At 47.3% G+C, this 17,509-nt stretch carries 14 protein-coding genes and 1 tRNA gene; 3 read left to right on the top strand and 12 right to left on the bottom strand.

What is annotated here, in order from left to right:
• Positions 1 to 251: 251 nt before the first annotated feature.
• From eno to ACYVR3_RS02540, 5 genes are all read right to left on the bottom strand, one after another.
• Positions 252 to 1,571 carry a phosphopyruvate hydratase gene (gene eno / locus ACYVR3_RS02560; protein WP_054737137.1) on the bottom strand — a complete coding sequence of 440 codons (1,320 nt, stop codon included), beginning with the start codon at positions 1,569 to 1,571 and terminating at the stop codon, positions 252 to 254.
• 162 nt (positions 1,572 to 1,733) lie between these two features.
• Positions 1,734 to 2,492, bottom strand: coding sequence for a triose-phosphate isomerase (gene tpiA / locus ACYVR3_RS02555; RefSeq protein ID WP_461242998.1), 759 nt, complete (start codon positions 2,490 to 2,492; stop codon positions 1,734 to 1,736).
• A 149-nt stretch (positions 2,493 to 2,641) separates the two neighbouring features.
• Positions 2,642 to 3,844 carry a phosphoglycerate kinase gene (locus tag ACYVR3_RS02550; protein ID WP_057152123.1) on the bottom strand — a complete coding sequence of 401 codons (1,203 nt, stop codon included), beginning with the start codon at positions 3,842 to 3,844 and terminating at the stop codon, positions 2,642 to 2,644.
• Positions 3,845 to 3,965: 121 nt separating this feature from the next.
• Positions 3,966 to 4,979 (bottom strand): type I glyceraldehyde-3-phosphate dehydrogenase, encoded by a 1,014-nt coding sequence (gap, locus tag ACYVR3_RS02545; protein ID WP_461243033.1) that lies wholly within the window; start codon positions 4,977 to 4,979, stop codon positions 3,966 to 3,968.
• A 27-nt stretch (positions 4,980 to 5,006) separates the two neighbouring features.
• On the bottom strand, positions 5,007 to 6,035 hold the full coding sequence (locus tag ACYVR3_RS02540; protein WP_461242997.1) for a sugar-binding transcriptional regulator: 1,029 nt from the start codon (positions 6,033 to 6,035) through the stop codon (positions 5,007 to 5,009).
• A 273-nt stretch (positions 6,036 to 6,308) separates the two neighbouring features.
• On the opposite strand from ACYVR3_RS02540, the gene ACYVR3_RS02535 reads away from it, so the two are divergent.
• Positions 6,309 to 6,380 (top strand) — tRNA-Arg (locus ACYVR3_RS02535).
• A 513-nt stretch (positions 6,381 to 6,893) separates the two neighbouring features.
• Here ACYVR3_RS02535 and ACYVR3_RS02530 read toward each other — a convergent pair.
• Both ACYVR3_RS02530 and ACYVR3_RS02525 read right to left on the bottom strand, forming a co-directional pair.
• Positions 6,894 to 7,097 carry a hypothetical protein gene (locus ACYVR3_RS02530; protein WP_461242996.1) on the bottom strand — a complete coding sequence of 68 codons (204 nt, stop codon included), beginning with the start codon at positions 7,095 to 7,097 and terminating at the stop codon, positions 6,894 to 6,896.
• A 104-nt stretch (positions 7,098 to 7,201) separates the two neighbouring features.
• The gene (locus ACYVR3_RS02525) at positions 7,202 to 8,140 is read right to left on the bottom strand and encodes a DMT family transporter (protein ID WP_461242995.1); all 939 of its coding nucleotides are present in this window, start codon (positions 8,138 to 8,140) and stop codon (positions 7,202 to 7,204) included.
• A gap of 531 nt (positions 8,141 to 8,671) precedes the next feature.
• On the opposite strand from ACYVR3_RS02525, the gene ACYVR3_RS02520 reads away from it, so the two are divergent.
• Positions 8,672 to 9,265, top strand: coding sequence for an ATP-dependent Clp protease proteolytic subunit (locus tag ACYVR3_RS02520; RefSeq protein ID WP_057152125.1), 594 nt, complete (start codon positions 8,672 to 8,674; stop codon positions 9,263 to 9,265).
• Positions 9,266 to 9,658: 393 nt separating this feature from the next.
• Here the strand turns inward: ACYVR3_RS02520 and whiA are convergent, their stop codons facing one another.
• The 4 genes from whiA to ACYVR3_RS02500 all read right to left on the bottom strand — a co-directional run bounded on the left by whiA (position 9,659) and on the right by ACYVR3_RS02500 (position 13,420).
• On the bottom strand, positions 9,659 to 10,597 hold the full coding sequence (gene whiA / locus ACYVR3_RS02515) for a DNA-binding protein WhiA (protein WP_057152098.1): 939 nt from the start codon (positions 10,595 to 10,597) through the stop codon (positions 9,659 to 9,661).
• A gap of 14 nt (positions 10,598 to 10,611) precedes the next feature.
• Complete coding sequence (locus tag ACYVR3_RS02510; RefSeq protein ID WP_461242994.1) at positions 10,612 to 11,622, bottom strand: gluconeogenesis factor YvcK family protein; 1,011 nt, start codon at positions 11,620 to 11,622, stop codon at positions 10,612 to 10,614.
• 1 nt (position 11,623) lies between these two features.
• Positions 11,624 to 12,499: an RNase adapter RapZ gene (gene rapZ / locus ACYVR3_RS02505; RefSeq protein ID WP_054736791.1), complete on the bottom strand. Its 876-nt coding sequence runs from the start codon at positions 12,497 to 12,499 to the stop codon at positions 11,624 to 11,626.
• A 96-nt stretch (positions 12,500 to 12,595) separates the two neighbouring features.
• Positions 12,596 to 13,420 (bottom strand): LysR family transcriptional regulator, encoded by an 825-nt coding sequence (locus ACYVR3_RS02500; protein ID WP_461242993.1) that lies wholly within the window; start codon positions 13,418 to 13,420, stop codon positions 12,596 to 12,598.
• Between the two features lie 168 nt (positions 13,421 to 13,588).
• Here ACYVR3_RS02500 and ACYVR3_RS02495 point away from each other — a divergent pair, with 168 nt between their 5' ends.
• Complete coding sequence (locus tag ACYVR3_RS02495) at positions 13,589 to 14,602, top strand: YeiH family protein (RefSeq protein WP_461242992.1); 1,014 nt, start codon at positions 13,589 to 13,591, stop codon at positions 14,600 to 14,602.
• Positions 14,603 to 14,683: 81 nt separating this feature from the next.
• On the opposite strand, the gene ACYVR3_RS02490 is transcribed toward ACYVR3_RS02495, so the two are convergent.
• The coding region (locus ACYVR3_RS02490; protein WP_461242991.1) for a beta strand repeat-containing protein at positions 14,684 to 17,509 on the bottom strand (2,826 nt) is incomplete at its 5' end.

The raw sequence follows: 17,509 nt of genomic DNA, 5'->3' as shown, positions 1-17,509 counted from the left end.
TATTAATTATGATTTGGAAACAATTACCCGAATTCGTTTGATTTAACCAAAGACACGCTCGTACTGGTTACCTTAGGACGTCAACGTTAGCTGAGGTGTCACGGTGGGTGTCACCACTTTTTCACACAATAGATGCTCATCAGTTATGACACAGCCTAATTCTTACTGAGCGTACAAAAAAGAACGAACGCCGATTTCTCAACGTTCGTTCCTTTAATGATGTCTACAACTTTACTCGATGTTGAGTAAAATTACTTGTTTTGGATAGCTTCGCGAGCTTGTTCTGACAAGTTGTAGAATGAGTGGATCCCCTTGTAAGCTGAAACTTCACCAAGTTGGTCTTCAATCCGCATCAATTGGTTGTACTTAGCGATCCGTTCGCCACGGCTCATTGAACCAGTCTTGATTTGACCAGCGTTCAACGCAACAACCAAGTCAGAGATAGTGGTATCTTCAGTTTCACCAGAACGGTGAGAGATGATAGCCGTGTAGCCAGCTTCCTTAGCCATTTCAACGGCTTCAACAGTTTCAGTCAAAGTCCCGATTTGGTTAAGCTTGATTAAGATCGAGTTAGCAACGCCCATCTTGATACCCTTTTCAAGGTAATCAGTGTTCGTAACAAACAAGTCATCACCGACTAATTGAACCTTCTTGCCTAAGCGAGAAGTTGCCATTTGCCAGTCTTCCCATTCGTTTTCATCCAAAGGATCTTCGATAGAAACAACTGGGTACTTGTCAACGATGCTTTCAAGCAAGGTTACGAATTCGTCAGCAGTGTATGACTTGCCATCACCAACTAAGTCGTAAGTCTTAGTTTCAGCGTTGTAGAATTCTGATGAGGCACAGTCAAAGGCGATTGCAACGTCTTTGCCAGGTACGTAACCAGCCTTCTTGATAGCTTCTACCAAGATTTCGAATGGTTCTTCGTTGTTCTTCAAGTCAGGTGCGAAACCACCTTCGTCACCAACGGCAGTAGAGTAACCGCGGTCGTTTAAGATAGCTTTCAAGGCGTGGAAAGTTTCTGCACCCATCCGGATAGCTTCTTTAACAGTTGGTGCACCAACAGGCATGATCATGAATTCTTGGAAGTCAACCTTGTTGTTGGCGTGCTTCCCACCATTGATAACGTTCATCATTGGAGTTGGGAGAACGTGACCATTGAAGCCGCCTAAGTAGTTGTAAAGCGGAACTTCAAGTTCGTCAGCAGCTGCACGGGCAGCGGCTAAAGAAACACCCAAGATAGCGTTGGCACCAAGCTTACCCTTGTTAGGCGTACCGTCTAACTTGATCATAGCTTTGTCGATTGCGATTTGGTCGGTAACGTCAAAACCAACGATTTCTTTAGAAATCAAGTTGTTAACGTTGTCAACGGCCTTAGTAACACCCTTGCCGCCAAAACGGCTCTTGTCGCCATCACGTAATTCAACGGCTTCGTGTTCACCAGTAGATGCACCTGAAGGTACGATTCCACGGCCAACTGCGCCGGCTTCAGTGTAGACTTCAACTTCAACAGTTGGGTTACCACGTGAATCTAAGACTTCGCGTGCGTAAATATCAGAAATAATTGACATTATATTCTCTCCTTATGAATGTTTAACCTAGCGGGAAACAGTTCCCCGCAGTCTATTTTATAAGTTTACCCTTGAACTTGCAATTACTATTTCGGTTTATTTGCAGATGAAACCGCTTCGATGTTAAATCTTGCTGGGAAGTTATCTCATTAATGAAACAAACTAGACTTGTTGGTAATTAACTAACTTTAAATACGTCTCCGCATCCAAGCTAGCACCACCAGCCAAAACACCGTCAATGTTGGGTTTTGCCATGATTTCAGCAATGTTGTCGGGGTTAACACTCCCGCCATACAGCACCCGCATCTCGTTGGCCACCGGATCACCGTACAAATCAGCTATCGTTTGCCGAATCAGGTAACACCCCTCTTCAGCTTGCGCCGCGGAAGCTGATTGACCGCTCCCAATGGCCCAGCTTGGTTCGTAAGCAATCACGAGCTGACGCGCTTGAACTTCAGTGATGCCCTTCAGCGCACCGGTCACTTGGCTTACAACCCAGTGGATCTTTTCGCCAGCCTCTAATCGGCCCATGGTTTCGTCACAACACAGAATCGGTGTCATCTGGTTGCGATAAACCGCGTGGACTTTTCGATTAATGACGTCGTTGGTTTCGTTAAAGTAGCTTCGCCGTTCTGAGTGTCCACAAATCACGTATGGGATGCCCATATCGGCTAACGCTTGAGGACTGGTTTCCCCGGTGTAAGCACCACTATCTTCATAGTAGCAATTTTCAGCTGCGACTCGCAGCCGTTGACCGGGATTCTCCGCCAACATACTTGCTAACAAAATCGCTGGGGCCGCGATTGCCGTTTCAACTTCGGCAGGATCGGGCACCCGTTCTGAAACAGTCTGCATAAATGCGCGGGCGTCGGTGATGGTTTTGTTCATCTTCCAGTTACCCGCAATTAATGGTATCCGCACAGTAAACGCTCCTTTGTTAAATCAAATTTCACATTCCTATTCTATCGGAAACAACCTGATTTAGCTAGTAACGTCGTTCAAAGTTAACCTGACTTTAAGCAAAGAAGCCAGGACACACCGTCCTAGCTTCTTCATTTGATCAACACAAATTACTTGTCGCTGATTGCGGCAATCCCAGGTAAAGTCTTACCTTCAAGGTATTCAAGTGAAGCGCCACCACCAGTAGAGATGTGGGTCAATTGTTCACCAACACCCAATTGTTGAACGGCAGCAGTTGAATCACCACCACCAACAATGGTCGTTGCATCACTCAAAGTACCAAGGAACTTACCAATTTCAAGGGTACCTTCAGCGTAGTTGCTCATTTCAAACACACCCATTGGGCCGTTCCAAACAACTAACTTAGCTGACTTTAAGACATCCTTAAATTCAGCAACTGACTTAGGGCCGATATCCAAGGCCATGTAGCCATCAGGAATGTCGCCTTCAACCGTCTTGTGAGGGGCATCGTTGTCAAACTTTTCAGCAACGATTGAATCAACAGGCAATACTAACTTGTCGCCAGCCTTGTCCATGATTTCCTTAGCCAAGTCGATCTTATCAGTTTCAACCAATGAGTTCCCAATCTTCATACCCTTTGCAGCGTAGAAGGTGTAGGTCATCCCACCACCGATGATAACTTTGTCGGCTTTGTCCAACAAGTTGTCGATAACACCGATCTTGTCAGAAACCTTAGCACCACCCAAGATAGCAACGAATGGGTGTGCTGGGTTTGAAACGGCACCACCGATAAACTTGATTTCCTTTTCCATTAAGAAACCAGCAGCGGTTTGTGGCATGTTAGCAGCGATACCGGCGTTTGAAGCGTGTGACCGGTGAGCAGTCCCGAAGGCATCGTTAACAAAAACGTCGCCAAGTGATGCCCAGTATTTGCCCAAAGCAGGATCATTCTTAGATTCACGCTTAACTTGTTCGCCATCCTTAACGTCTTCGTAACGGGTGTTTTCCATTACAAGTACGTCACCGTCTGACATCTTGTTGATAGCGTCTTCTAATTGTGCCCCTTCAGTAGCTGGTACGAAGGTAACTGGCTTGTTCAGCAAGTTAGACAACCGTTCTGCAACTGGACGCATTGACAAAGCAGGCTTGTCTTCTTCCTTCTTGATCCGGCCCAAGTGAGAAAGCAAGATTGCCTTACCACCGTGATCGATCACGTATTGAATCGTTGGCAAAGCTGCCACGATCCGGTTGTCGTTGCCAATAACGCCGTCTTTGATTGGGACGTTAAAGTCGACACGCATTAACACTTTTTTACCTTGTAACTCTAAATCAGAAACTGTTAATTTAGCCAATTCTAAACCCTCCTGGTGAGTGTTGATTGTGAAATAAATTCATGTTTAATGACGTAAAAGGCGGAGAAAGTCGCCTCCCTCCGCCTTTACATCGTTTAAAAGTTTAAATTAAAGCTTTATATTAAAGCATTGAAGCAAACTTCAACAAAGTACGAACCATGTTGCAAGTGAAGCCCCATTCGTTGTCGTACCATGCAACAGTCTTAACTAATTGCGTGTCACCGGCAGTGGTAACTTCAGTTTGAGTTGGGTCAAATACTGAGCCGTGAGGGTCGTCGATGATGTCAGTTGAAACGATTTCGTCATCGTTGTAACCGAATGCGTCGTTACCTTCAGTGTGCTTCTTGATTGCTGCGTTGATTTCGTCGGCCGTAACCTTCTTGTCAAGTACAGAAACCAATTCAGTCAAAGAACCATCAACAACAGCAACCCGTTGTGCGTGGCCTTGTAACTTACCCTTCAATTCAGGGATAACCAAACCGATAGCCTTAGCGGCACCAGTTGAGTGAGGAATCGTGTTGATGCTTGCAGTACGGTTGTTACGCATCTTCTTGCCGCGAGGGCCATCAAGAATTTGTTGCGTAGCAGTGAAGGCGTGAATGGTAGTCATCGTACCAGCCTTGATACCGAATTCTTCGTTTAAGAAGTAAGCCATTGGTGCCAAGCAGTTAGTGGTACATGAACCGGCAGAAACGATCTTGTCATCAGCTTGTAACGTGTCCAAGTTAACACCAGGAACAACGGTACGTACAGCGCCTGCAGGAGCTGAAACTAAGACACGCTTTACGCCAGCGTCCAAGTGAGCTTGTGACTTTTCTTCTGAAGTGTAAAAACCAGTACATTCAAGAACAAAGTCAACCCCGTCGTTCTTAACCCAAGGAATGTTTTGAGCCTTTGGTTCTGCATATACAGGGATTTCCTTACCGTCAACGACGATGCCAGTTTCAGTAGCTGAAACTTCGCCAGGGAAACGACCATGTGTTGAATCATACTTTAAGAGGTATGCCAACATTGAAGGGGTAGTCAAATCATTGATAGCTGCAACTTCAATGTCTGCTGAATGAAGTTCGTGAATCCGCTTGAACGCTAAACGACCAATGCGGCCGAAACCATTAATACCAATTTTTAAAATTATTTTAAACAGCAATACCAATTAATAGTATCACTTTTTTAAAATCTTGTCAGCTAATCCTTCATCGGTTACCAAATAAGTGGCAGCCGGTGGGATCTTAAAATACGCCTCGACAGCGTCAGCCTTGGTGTGACCTCCAGCAACGGCAATCACCAGATCCATTCGATCAAGGTCTGAAATTGACAGTCCCAACCGTGGTACCCGGTAAACAATCTCACCATTACCATTAAAGAAGTCACCGAACGCTTCGCCTACCGCGTTATGTTCACGCAACGCATTCGTCACGTCCGTTGGCATCTGTCGCCGTTTCGCCATCGCCATTGCATCGCCAACACAGTGAATCGCCACGTTCGCGTGACTGATCGTGGTCAGCGTTCTTGCAATCATTGGCTCCTGACTCAGCGTTGAATACGTTGCTGCCGAGGTTAATTCTGGTAGGTAAAGGGCTTGATAACGGCTGTTTGTGGCAGTCGCCATCTTGGCACAGACCGTGTTCGCCTGAATCTCAGGCGATTCACCCATACCGCCCCGAGCCGGCACAAACGTCAGTTGCCGATTTTCGGCAAGGTCCTCAGTTAGTGTCTCAGCAACGGCGGCCATCGTTGTTCCACCCATGACAGCTAAAATGCTATCACCGGATGGTAACTGATCTCGTAACAACGTTGCCGTTATCTGACCCATTGTCCGTTTAATATCGGACTGCTGGTCAGAATCACCAGTGACGATCCGGCACCCTTTCAGGCCCAGCCGGTCTTGAAGTAACCGTTCCTTTTTACGAAGGCCAGTTATATCATCTACCAGTGGTTGAAGGTTCGTCAACGCGCGTTGTCCATCATCAGTTAGACAGACTCCGTTAACGCCCATGGCAACCAGACCGTTGGCAACTAAGAGATCCAAATCGGTTCTCACGCTCCGCTCGGTCATGTTCAGCTTATCGGCCAACAAGCGCCGACCCACCGGTTGCATGACGTTAATGGTAAGCAACAACGAGTAGCGGCCGATCAGTTTCTGCGTCATCTTAGGGACAACGGCATTCACCCATCTCCACTCGAGATCCATGTCCAACCCTACTCTCTCTTTGAAAAATAAAGCTATGGGACATTAACTGTCCCGGCATGACATATGATGACCCATCAAGGTCAAAAATTAATGGGCTCTCACCCACAACGTCATTATAACAGCCCAACTTTGCGAATGCAATCGAATCGACAAACCTTTTAATGATAGCGTTTTCAAAGGTTCGATGAAACTTTTTTGATGATTTCACTTGTATTTATATTCAAATTCGGGTATAGTATTTTGTGTTGACGACGCAGTCAACGGTAACGCAATGCGCCTGTAGTGTAATGGATCGCACGTAAGATTCCGGTTCTTGAGATGGGGGTTCGATTCCCTCCAGGCGCATCATAGGGTTCATAACTTAATATAACTTAGTAGAATGCTGATATAACGGCATTCTATTTTTTTACCATCGTGTAATTTTGCATGGTTTTAGATAGATCTTCGGTAAACAATATATACTCGCGAGGGGCAATAGAAAAGAGGTAGGTCATAATGGCTTACCTCTTTTTCTTATTATTTGCGTAGCCAAGCCACATTTTCGTATAGTGTTCCCCTATCGTTCATCCGTACAGAATATAATTCTGTACATTTCAGTAAAAAGCGCTCTACGGGCATATAGTGCTTTGAAGTGCGTTTGAGAGAACTCATTTATCTACAATTTATATTTAAATTTTTCTTTGAATCTCGTTATACACCGAACCCGGTTAGCTACGTTTGGTATTTACACGGATACACTAAGCCATTTTTCGGCTGGGTGTGCTTAATTTTAGGATACCCACCATTGTAATAAATTTAAGGTTGTTTCAGCTTGCTTAAATTACCAAATTATGATTGAAGACTTCCGTTAACCTACAGTTATTTTGCACTTACCACATCAGAAATCCAAACATCTTCGTTCTCGGTACTCCCCATAAAAATAGTTTCGGGTTGATCATCATCTTCATTCTCAATCTCTTCGACAAATATTGTCCTGTTAGTTCCATCTTTAAGTTTAAACCGTACTGTTCTTGCTCTAAATGCAGCAATTATCTCTGAAAGTGTCATCTTATTAGGATCCATTTTCATCACCTCACCACAGTAATGGTAAAGAAGCTAGTTTCCCCAGACTAATCATCATTATTATTCTAAGAACTCACATCCACATCGCCCAAAGAAACTCCCGTTCACTCATCCCCACGATCATTCCGCCGAATTCGATCCCGCAACCGATCAAAATCAATCGAAATCAGCAACACAGCCAAAATAATCAAAATACCACCAACGATATCAAACCCCGTCAGTGAAACCCCTAACCAGACGGAAAATACCGCTGCAGATAACGGCTCTAACGAATCTAATAAACTCGCCGTGGTAGCTGAAATCACCTTAAGTCCAGCGTTAAACAAGAACAACGTCACCACCGTGCCAATCAAAACCACAAATAGTAATAAACCAATCAGCGGTAAATCAACGTGCGTTGGCCCTTGGGTAACCGATGGAAAAATGAACATCGTCAGTCCTGACACGATCAGCCCCCACCCCGTACAGTTCATGGTACCGTAAATCGGCAAAACGCGTTTAGGAATCAGCGTATAGGCCGCGCTCCCCACTGCCGATAACATACCCCAAAATAACACGGAGGTTGATACTGCCAACCCATTGAAGCGCCCGTGAGTCACAATCAACACCGTCCCGATAACTGCGACAACAATGCCAATCCACTCAGCTCGACCCGGTAGTTGTCGGAATCGAACTGCGGTATAAAGCACAACGAAAAACAAACCTAAATACTGCAAAATCGTCGCCACCGAAGCATTGCCATCATGCACGGCAATGAAGTAGAAATACTGCGCGGGTATCAACCCAAACCAACCATAGTAGGCAACCTGCAGGGCGTCTCGTCGATGATGCAGTATCGCAAATGGGCGTTGATGTAACATCCCGCTGCCAATCAACAAAATCACCCCGGCTAAAATCATCCGCAATTGGGTCAACCATGCTGGTGAAATTGCGGGATAACGGTCAAAAATCACCCCTGCTGCAACCCCTGATAGTCCCCAACCAGTAGCGGCAACTGCGGCTAAAATAATGCCGCTCAATGGCGCACGTTTTTCTTCGGTCATCACCCAGCCCCCCCAATCCATGATTTTCCCAACTTGCTCACAACTTCATAATAGCAATTTATATCACCGAAAACTATGGTTTCAGCACGATTTTAACAAGTTGGTTAATTTAACCGGTAATCAGCGGTTGCTGTGCTCAACGCCGTCCGTTTTCCGTTATCGATAACTATCGGCAAAATCCAAACCCGTCAGCATTGTTCACACCACTACTTCATACTCACCGCGAAACGAATCGACAACCCCACTGTGTATTTCAAAATAGTAAACGCGTTAAAGTAACTGTCTTCGCGTCACCACTCATTTCAGGTTATTTGGCAATTTAATCTACCATGATTTGATAAATTCAGCGCCCTTTTCCCGCAACAATCATCAATTTATGGTATCCTAAAAGTTGTCACAGCACCGATTAGTCCTATTGGTCAAAAAGTTGAGCGTTTTTGTTTGACCTTTATTGACCATTGGGTTAAACTACAAATCAGTTAGTCGGAAGTGACTACCATTATTTACGAAATTAAAGGAGGCTGCAAAGCTATGAACTTAGTCCCAACGGTTATTGAACAATCCTCCCGCGGCGAACGGGCTTATGATATTTACTCTCGTTTGTTGAAGGACAGAATCATTATGCTTTCCGGTCCAATCGAAGACGATATGGCCAATGCGATCATCGCCCAACTCTTGTTCTTGGACGCGCAAGATTCTACTAAAGATATTTACCTCTACATCAACTCTCCAGGTGGTGTGATCACCTCTGGGATGGCGATCTACGATACGATGAACTTCATCCAATCTGATGTTCAAACGATTGTTACTGGGATGGCGGCCTCAATGGCCAGCGTCTTGGCATCGTCAGGTACTAAGGGTAAGCGGTTTGCCTTACCTCACTCACAAGTCTTGATTCACCAACCATCTGGTGGCGCTCAAGGCCAACAAACTGAAATTGAAATTGCTGCCGAAGAAATCTTGAAGGCTCGTAAGATGATCAACGAGATTTTGGCTGGTAACTCTGGTCAACCAATCGAACGCGTTAACACGGACACTGAACGTGACCACTACTTAACCGCTCAAGAAGCCGTTGATTACGGTCTGCTAGATGCCATCATGACAAGCAGCAAGGATCGCAAGTAATCGGTTGCTCCATTAATTAAATGTATGTTAAAACGGATCGAACCACCTGTCTTGGGTGTTCGATCCGTTTTTTTGTTGTCTGCTATCGTTTGTGTCCAGCGTAAGGGTTGGGTGCGATTTGGGTGTCGGCTGTTTGTCGTCGCTTCGCTTGCCAAAGCCACGGTAAAACCGGCGCATTCAGGCTACGAAATTCGGCGCCACTTGGGCTGTTATTTCCAGGGTTTCCTGAAGCGTCCGTAATTTGTCAACCACGCGCTTTCTGGCCACCACGCCGAATGGTGCTGCGCGAGGCAGAAGGTTGCATGTAAGCACGACCCAGCCAACCTACCAAAACCCGGTAGCTTCGCTGGGTCGTACTTACACTCCACCTTCTAACCGCCTCGCTCCGCACACTTAAACAACTTTAGCGCCCCGCAAACTATCAGCATATTCACTGATCTTGCGCAGTCGATGATTGATTCCCGACTTCGAGATTGGCCCACCCGGTACCATCTCCCCGAGTTCCTTCAAGCTAACTTCGCGGTTAGCCAATCGAGTTTCGGCAACTTCACGGAGTTTGGGTGGTAATTGGCCCAAGCCAACCGTGCTGTCGATGTACTGGATGTTGTCGAGTTGCTTGCTAGAAGCAGTTGCGACTTTATCCATATTAGCGTTCTCACAGTTGACCAAGCGGTTAACGGAGTTGCGCATATCACGCATGATTCGAACGTCTTCAAACTTCAACATGGCACTCGTCGCACCAATTAATGACAAGAAGTCTGCAATCCGTTCCCCCTCTTTGAGGTAGGTGATAAACCCACCCCGTCGAGCAGTCGTCCGGGCATTTAGCCCAAATTGGTTGATCATGCTGGCAATCATTTCGTTATGGTTTTCGTAAACGGAGTAAATCTCCAGATGGTAGCGAGACGTTTCTGGGTTGTTGACCGAACCACCAGCTAAAAAGGCGCCGCGGAGGTATGACCGTACTTGGCCTTCGTCCTTTAATAAGGCTGCTGGTACTTCTTCGATCAACTGGCCGTCCCGGAAGATCCCTAAATCATCCAGAACTTTGTCGGTACCTTCATTGACTCGCACGATGTAGAGGTTGTTTTTCTTCAACTTCATCTTGCGGCGAACCATGAGTTCACTTTCAACTGAATAAAACTGCTTCAATAATTGGTAGATGCGCCGCGCAATCGCCGGGTTTTCGGTTTGAATATTTAACACGAAATGGTGATTGGCTAGCGCAATCGAGCCGTTCATCCGAATCAGCGCAATGAGTTCCGCCTTGGCGTTTGCCCGGTGAACTTCCAATGTTGTGAGTTCTTTTTTAACTTCACTTGCGTATGACACGTGATGACCTCCCCTCAGATGTGTGTGTCGAATCGTGAGTCAACTTGGCCGATGAGGTTCATTAACTCATCAACCACTAATTGACCGTTATGGAACGCACCGTTATCGCGCAGTTCCAAGAAATCGGACGAGATCACGCGACAATCTTGGTCTCGTAGCCCCTTAAAGTCGTGTTTCACTTGCCGGGACATTTCGTTCCAGCGTTGATAATCAATGTATTCGTCCGGAACCTTTTTGGTGTTAACTAACACCGTGTTGATCACGTTTTGGTGCAAATGCTCATTTAAAACGCGGACGTGATCAGCATCCGTGAATTTTTCAGTTTCACCCTTTTGAGTCATGATATTGCAGATGTAGATCACTTCTGCAGAAGTCTGCCGAAGCGCTTCGCCCACGTTCTCAATCATCAGGTTAGGTAGAATGCTAGTAAATAAACTACCGGGCCCTAAAACGATTTGATCCGCGTCCATAATGGCGTTGATCACTTCATCAACCGCCTGTGGTGCAATGTCTTGGTGGGCACTCGAGGTTACCCAGACCCGCTTGATCAACTTATGGGCCGCCGTAATTTCCGATTCACCAGTCAACGTGGTGCCATCGGAAAATTCCGCGTTGAGCTCCAATGGTTCATTAGCAGCGGGATAAATGTGACCATCCACTTCCATGATGTTCGACAGTTCTTGAACGGCATCAAAAATCCCGTGTCGCATCTCAGACAACGCCGCAATGACGAGGTTGCCTAGCGCATGACCCGCGAAAAATTGATCGTTACTATCGAAGCGGTACTGGAACAACTGCAAAATAATCGGCGACAATTGGGATAGCGAGACCACGACGTTGCGAATGTCTCCAGGTGGGACCACGTTAACGTAGTCCCGGATGATGCCAGATGAACCGCCATCATCTGCAACCGTCACGATTGCCGTTATGTCCACGTCATGCCCCTTGAGGTTTCGTAAAATCACGGGCAGGCCAGTTCCGCCACCCATGACCACCACCTTTGGGCGATGTCGTTCTTCCATCATACTAAGATTCCTTTCGTTTCATAATATCGCGATGCGTAATGTGAACTGGATAGTTCTCACCCAGCGCGTTACCGATGCGTTCAGTTAAGGCAACGGAGCGATGTTGGCCACCAGTACAGCCAATCGCAATGGTTAAATTGGTTTTACCTTCCCGCTTGTAGCCGGGCACAATTGATTTTAAGAGGCCCACAAACTGAGCGTAAAACTGTTCCGTCTCTGGTTGCGCCATGACGTAATCGTACACGGGCTTATCGAGACCGGTTTGATTTTTAAGTTCTGGTAAGTAGTACGGATTGGGGAGGAACCGAACGTCCATCACGATATCGGCGTCGATCGGCAACCCGTATTTGAACCCAAACGACATCACTTCGATGTGGAAAGTCTGCGTGTCGCCTGATTCAAAGCTGTGGAAGATTTCTTCTCGTAGCTTCCGGGGGCTGAGCGTGGTGGTATTGATCACCAACTGGGCAGCCTGCTTCAACGGTGCTAACAGCTTGCGTTCGTCCTTGATACCGTCGATCACCCGACCGTTTCGGGCCAGTGGGTGGTTACGTCGAGTTTCTTTATAACGCGAGACCAGGGTTTCGTTGTCCGCGTCAAGGAAGACGATTTGAGCGGCATCCGATTCATTCAGATCCGAAATATCTTCCGTCATCTTCATGATTTCGTCGTAAAAGGCCTTCGCCCGTAAATCGATGACGACGGCAACCTTCTTGATCTTGCCGGATTCTTGAACCAGTTCCCAGAACTTGTTCATTAACGAAGGCGGCATATTGTCGATACAAAAGTAACCAAGATCTTCAAATGCTTGCATGGCCACCGTTTTTCCGGCACCACTCATGCCAGAAATGATGACGAGTTGAACGTCATTTTTCATCAAAATTATCTCCCTCAATTCCCCATTCAATACAGACAACCATTGTAACATACCTGGCGTGTCATAGCGACTAATAACCGGGTGTTTGCTAAAACTTTACTTTTGATCACGGACCGCTGCCTCAATTAATTGCCGCAACTGGGCGAGCTGTTGATTGGGTTGCTGATCAACGCCAATCAGGTAAAACTGGCGTTGATAGTTGGGACCAATGTCTCGCTTAATAACCTTTTCTGGCACGATTTCTCGGGACATGATGGTCTTACCAATCCCCGCCGCTAGTAGGCCCAGAATTGTCTGGTTACTATCAACAACTAACGTTTCTTCGGGCACGATGCCCCGTTCATGAAGGTAGGCCTCGGTATAGTGGCGCACGCCAGACCCCGGTTCTCGTAGTAACCAGAGATTTGTCGTGGGATTGCCCGCCAAGACCAACTGATCACCCGGCAGCTCGGTTTGAATCACGTAGTCCGCCAACATTGGCTTTTCAATCACGCCATAGGCTAACTTTCGGTTAACAACACCTTCTAAAATGGCGGCTGAATTCATCGTCTGAATCGTAAACTGGTACTGTTTGGCCGCCAGTAACGTTGACATCACCCGTGGCAATAATTCAACCGAGGTCGTCTGAGAAAAGCCCAGCGTTACGTTCGTCTTAGCATGCTTGGCCGTTTGCTTGATCTGGGCTACCGTCGTTTGCCACTCAAGTTGCTGCCGCTGGTATGCCACGTACAGTTGATCCGCTGCCTTGGTCGGTTGCACTTGACGGCGGCCATTTCGTTCAAATAAGGTCACACCAAAGTGATTTTCCAACTGATTGATCTGCACGGACACGCTCGGTTGCGAAATAAATAGCTGCCGCGCCGCCTGAGAAAAGTTGCGGGTTTCATACACCGCCATAAAGGCGGCTAATTGTCGTTCCATCCTAATCACCTGCTTTAAATCGCTAACTATTAAAAATTTTAATTATTAGTATTAAGAATCCATATTTCAGTAATAACGCCCCGTCCCGTATACTATGTCGAGTAAGTTATTGCACTGAGGTCGAGTTGTTAGTCCCAGTGTACACTAGTTCACGAGGAGAGAGAAATTATGAAACCCGTTCGCGCCGTTTTACCCGGTTTTGGATTAAGTTTAGCGATTGCAATTATTAGTCAGTGGATCAACGCCGACCTACTCAAAGGTATCGGTGCGCCCACCGTTGCGCTCCTGATTGGCATCTTATTAGGCAACACCGTCGTCCGTCAGCCATTTTGGTACAGCGGTACCGCTTGGTCAGAAAAACGCCTTTTGGAGTATTCGGTGATGCTCCTTGGCGCAACGATTACGTTTCAAACCATTCAACAGCTTAAGTTAACTGGGATCATCTTTATCGTGCTCCAGATGACGATTACGATCAGCGGCGCGATTTGGTTAGGTTCTCGGCTGCATTTTTCCGAAGGCATGACGCTTTTAATGGCTGGCGGTAACGCCGTTTGTGGGTCGTCCGCCATTGCCGCCATTACGCCCGCAATCGATGCTAAGGATGAAGATAAACGGTTGGCCGTGACGTTAGTTAACCTGATGGGGACCATCTTGATGCTGACGTTACCCATTATTAGTCTGTTTGCCTTCCATCACGACAACTTTCTGCGAGGCGCCATGATTGGTGGGACCGTTCAATCCGTTGGCCAAGTGATTGCCAGTGCGACCATGATCAACCAGCCCACCACCACCTTCGCAACCTTGTTTAAAATCATGCGGATTATTCTTCTGATTGCGGTTGTCTTGATTTTCAGCCAAATTCACCAACACCATCAAGCAGCAACGACCACCACAACTGTCAAACCCAATATCAGTGCTAATTTAAAACGCGCGCTCCCATGGTACGTTGTCGGCTTCGTTGTGCTCTGTACGTTAAACTCTTGGGTGCACTTTAATCCCATCATTTCAAACTCAGCCCACTTTCTCAGTGGCTGGTGCGAAGTGACCGCCCTGGCCGCAATTGGTTTACGGCTAAACTTTGCGGCGTTCGTAAAGGCTGGTAAGAAACTAGCCTTTTACGGCGGTGGCGTGCTCCTGCTCCAAGTTGTTAGCGTTTGGGTACTGATTACGGTGCTCCTATAATTGCCCATCATTAAAGGCGGGCTGATTTCCAAATTGGAAACCAGCCCGCCTTTTTTAATCATTCAATCTAAATACTTTGAGTTAATCCTCATCCTCCCGTTTCTTTCTAATGCCCAGTAAGCCAAGCAGTCCACTCAATCCAAGCATGATCAAACCTGCTGATTCAGCCGTGGTTGTTGCGTGCTCATCCGTTTGTGGCAGTTGATTCTGGTTAGTGGTTGTTGATGTTGTGTCACCTGCCTGATTTTCGTTAACCGCGGTCAACGTTGCCTGCTCAGCGTTAGTTGTTCCGGCGAGGCCACCAATTTGGCTCGCCCGCTCATCTGACGTTAACTGGTCAACTGATTGACCTGTAGTGTGCCGAGCTGTGTGCGCTTCCGTTCCATCATGTTTCGTAGTCGCTGCCGCTTCAGCCTCATCGTCATCCGTTGTCTCCGTGATGGCGTCAAGCGCATCATCAGACGCTACCGTACCCGGTGTCACTGCCATCGAGGCAACTGGTACGGAGTCTTGTGCTTGATCATTAGTGGTTTCAGTCGTGTCCATCACTGGAATCAGGGTGTATGTGACAACTTCCGTGGTGGTGATTGTCCCATCTGGATTGATCGTACCCGTGACGGTCGTCTTATCAGCCGTGTAACCTGGTTTATTTGGTACTGCAACCGTTACGGTATCGCCCGTCTTGCCGGTGACTGGCTGACTCGTTACTGGATCAGTTGGCGTAGTCTTCCCGTCACCGCCAATCGTTTGCGTTGAAATTGCAATCGTGCCAGTTACCGTATTTGGCGTGTACGTCACCTTATCCTTAGTCGTGATCGTGCCATCTGGATTGATGACACCCGTAATGGTCGTTTGATTTGGCGTGTAACCCGGCTTAGTCGGTACCGGAATGGTGATGCTGTCACCCGTCTTACCAGTAACGTTAGCGCTCATCACTGGCGCATCAGTTGTGGGTTCGCCATTACTATCCAACGTCGTGCTTGGAATTGAGACCGTCGCCGTCACGGTATTTGGCGTATACGTTACCTTATCCTTGGTTGAAATACTGCCATCAGGTTCAATGGTGCCAGTCACGGTTGCCTGACTTGGTGTGTACCCTGGCTTAGTTGGCACATCAACTTCGACTGTGTCACCCGTATGGCCGTTAATTGGTGCGCTGATAACTGGTTCGGTGTCGACCGGTGTGCCAGTGCTGTCAACCGTGGTACTTGGAATTGATACCGTGTTCGTGACCGCATTTGGCGTGTATGTCACTTTATCCTTGGTCGTAATCGTGCCATCCGGGTTGATTGTTCCCGTCACGGTCGTTTGACTTGGCGTGTACCCTGGCTTAGTTGGCACAGCCACTGTGACGGTATCGCCCGTATGACCATCGACCGGTGCGCTTGTCACTGGTTGGTTGTCAACTGGCGTTCCCGCACTAGTCAACGTCGTGCTTGGAATTGAAACCGTGTTCGTGACTGCATTTGGCGTGTACGTCACTTTATCCTTGGTCGTAATCGTGCCGTCCGGGTTGACCGTCCCTGTCACGGTACTTTGACTTGGGGTATATCCCGGCTTAGTAGGCACATCCACCGTCACCGTATCACCCGTGCTACCATCAACTGGTGCGCTCGTCACCGGTTGCTTATTCACTGGATCACCTGTGCTATCAAGCGTAGCACTTGGAATCGATACGGTTGTCTCAACTGGGTTAGGGTCATACGTGACCTTATCCACAGTGGTGATTGTACCGTTCGGATTAACGATACCAAGAACCGTGCGCCGATTTGGCGTATACCCTAGTTTCGTTGGCACATCAACAATCACAGCATCGCCTGTCTCAGCAGTGACTGGGGTACTGGTGACCGTCTTTGTTGAAACTGGCTCACCAGCACTATTATCCGTTGTTGTCGAGATTGAAACCGTGTTTTTAACCGTGTCTGGCGTGTACGTGACCTTGTCCGTAGTGGTAATCGTGCCATCTGGATTAATGACACCGGTGATCGTATCCATATTTGGGTGGTAGCCTTGCTTAGTTGGAACAGCTACCGTGACCTTGTCACCGGTAACGCCATTGACTGACGCGCTCGTCACTGGTTCAGTATCGATCGTACCACCATCGCCGTTAAACGTTGTTGCTGGAATTGAAATCGTGTCGTTTACTGGGTTCGGGCTGTAGTTAACCTTTTCCGTGGTGGTGATCGTACCATCTGGATTGACTATCCCAGTGACCGTGGCCTTATCTGGCGTGTAACCTGGCTTTGGCGGTACTGGTACTGTAACTATATCGCCAGTCACACCACTGACCGGTGTACTCGTCATTGACTCAGTAGCAATCGTGTCACCATCACCATTGATCGTGGTGGTTGGGATTGTAACCGTGTTGCTTGCTGGATTTGGTTTGTATGTCACCTTGTCCGTGGTTGTGATGGTGCCATCTGGATTAACCACACCCGTAACAGTTGTTTCATTTGGCGTGTAGCCTTCCTTGGTTGGTACTGGTACGGTAACTTTATCACCGGTAACACCATTAACTGGTGTACTTGTGACTGGGTTCGTGTCAATCGTGTCACCGTCACCATCGATCGTGGTGGTTGGGATTGTAACCGTGTTGCTTGCTGGATTTGGTTTGTATGTCACTTTATCTATGGTTGTGATAGTGCCATCTGGATTAACCACACCCGTAACCGTGGTTTTATTCGGGGTATAGCCTTGCTTTGTTGGGACAGTGACCGTTACCTTGTCACCGGTCAGGCCACTAACTGGTGTGCTCGTCATTGATTCAGTAGCGATCGTGTCACCATCACCATTGATCGTGGTGGTTGGGATTGTAACCGTGCCCTTAACTGCGGTCGGCGTATACTTAACCGTCTCCGTTGTCGTAATCGTTCCATCTGGATTAACTACACCAGTAACAGTTGTTTT

This window comes from Secundilactobacillus muriivasis (assembly GCF_054785195.1).
Note: the sequence above shows the minus strand (reverse complement) of the source record. Positions and strands in the feature narration are given on the sequence as shown.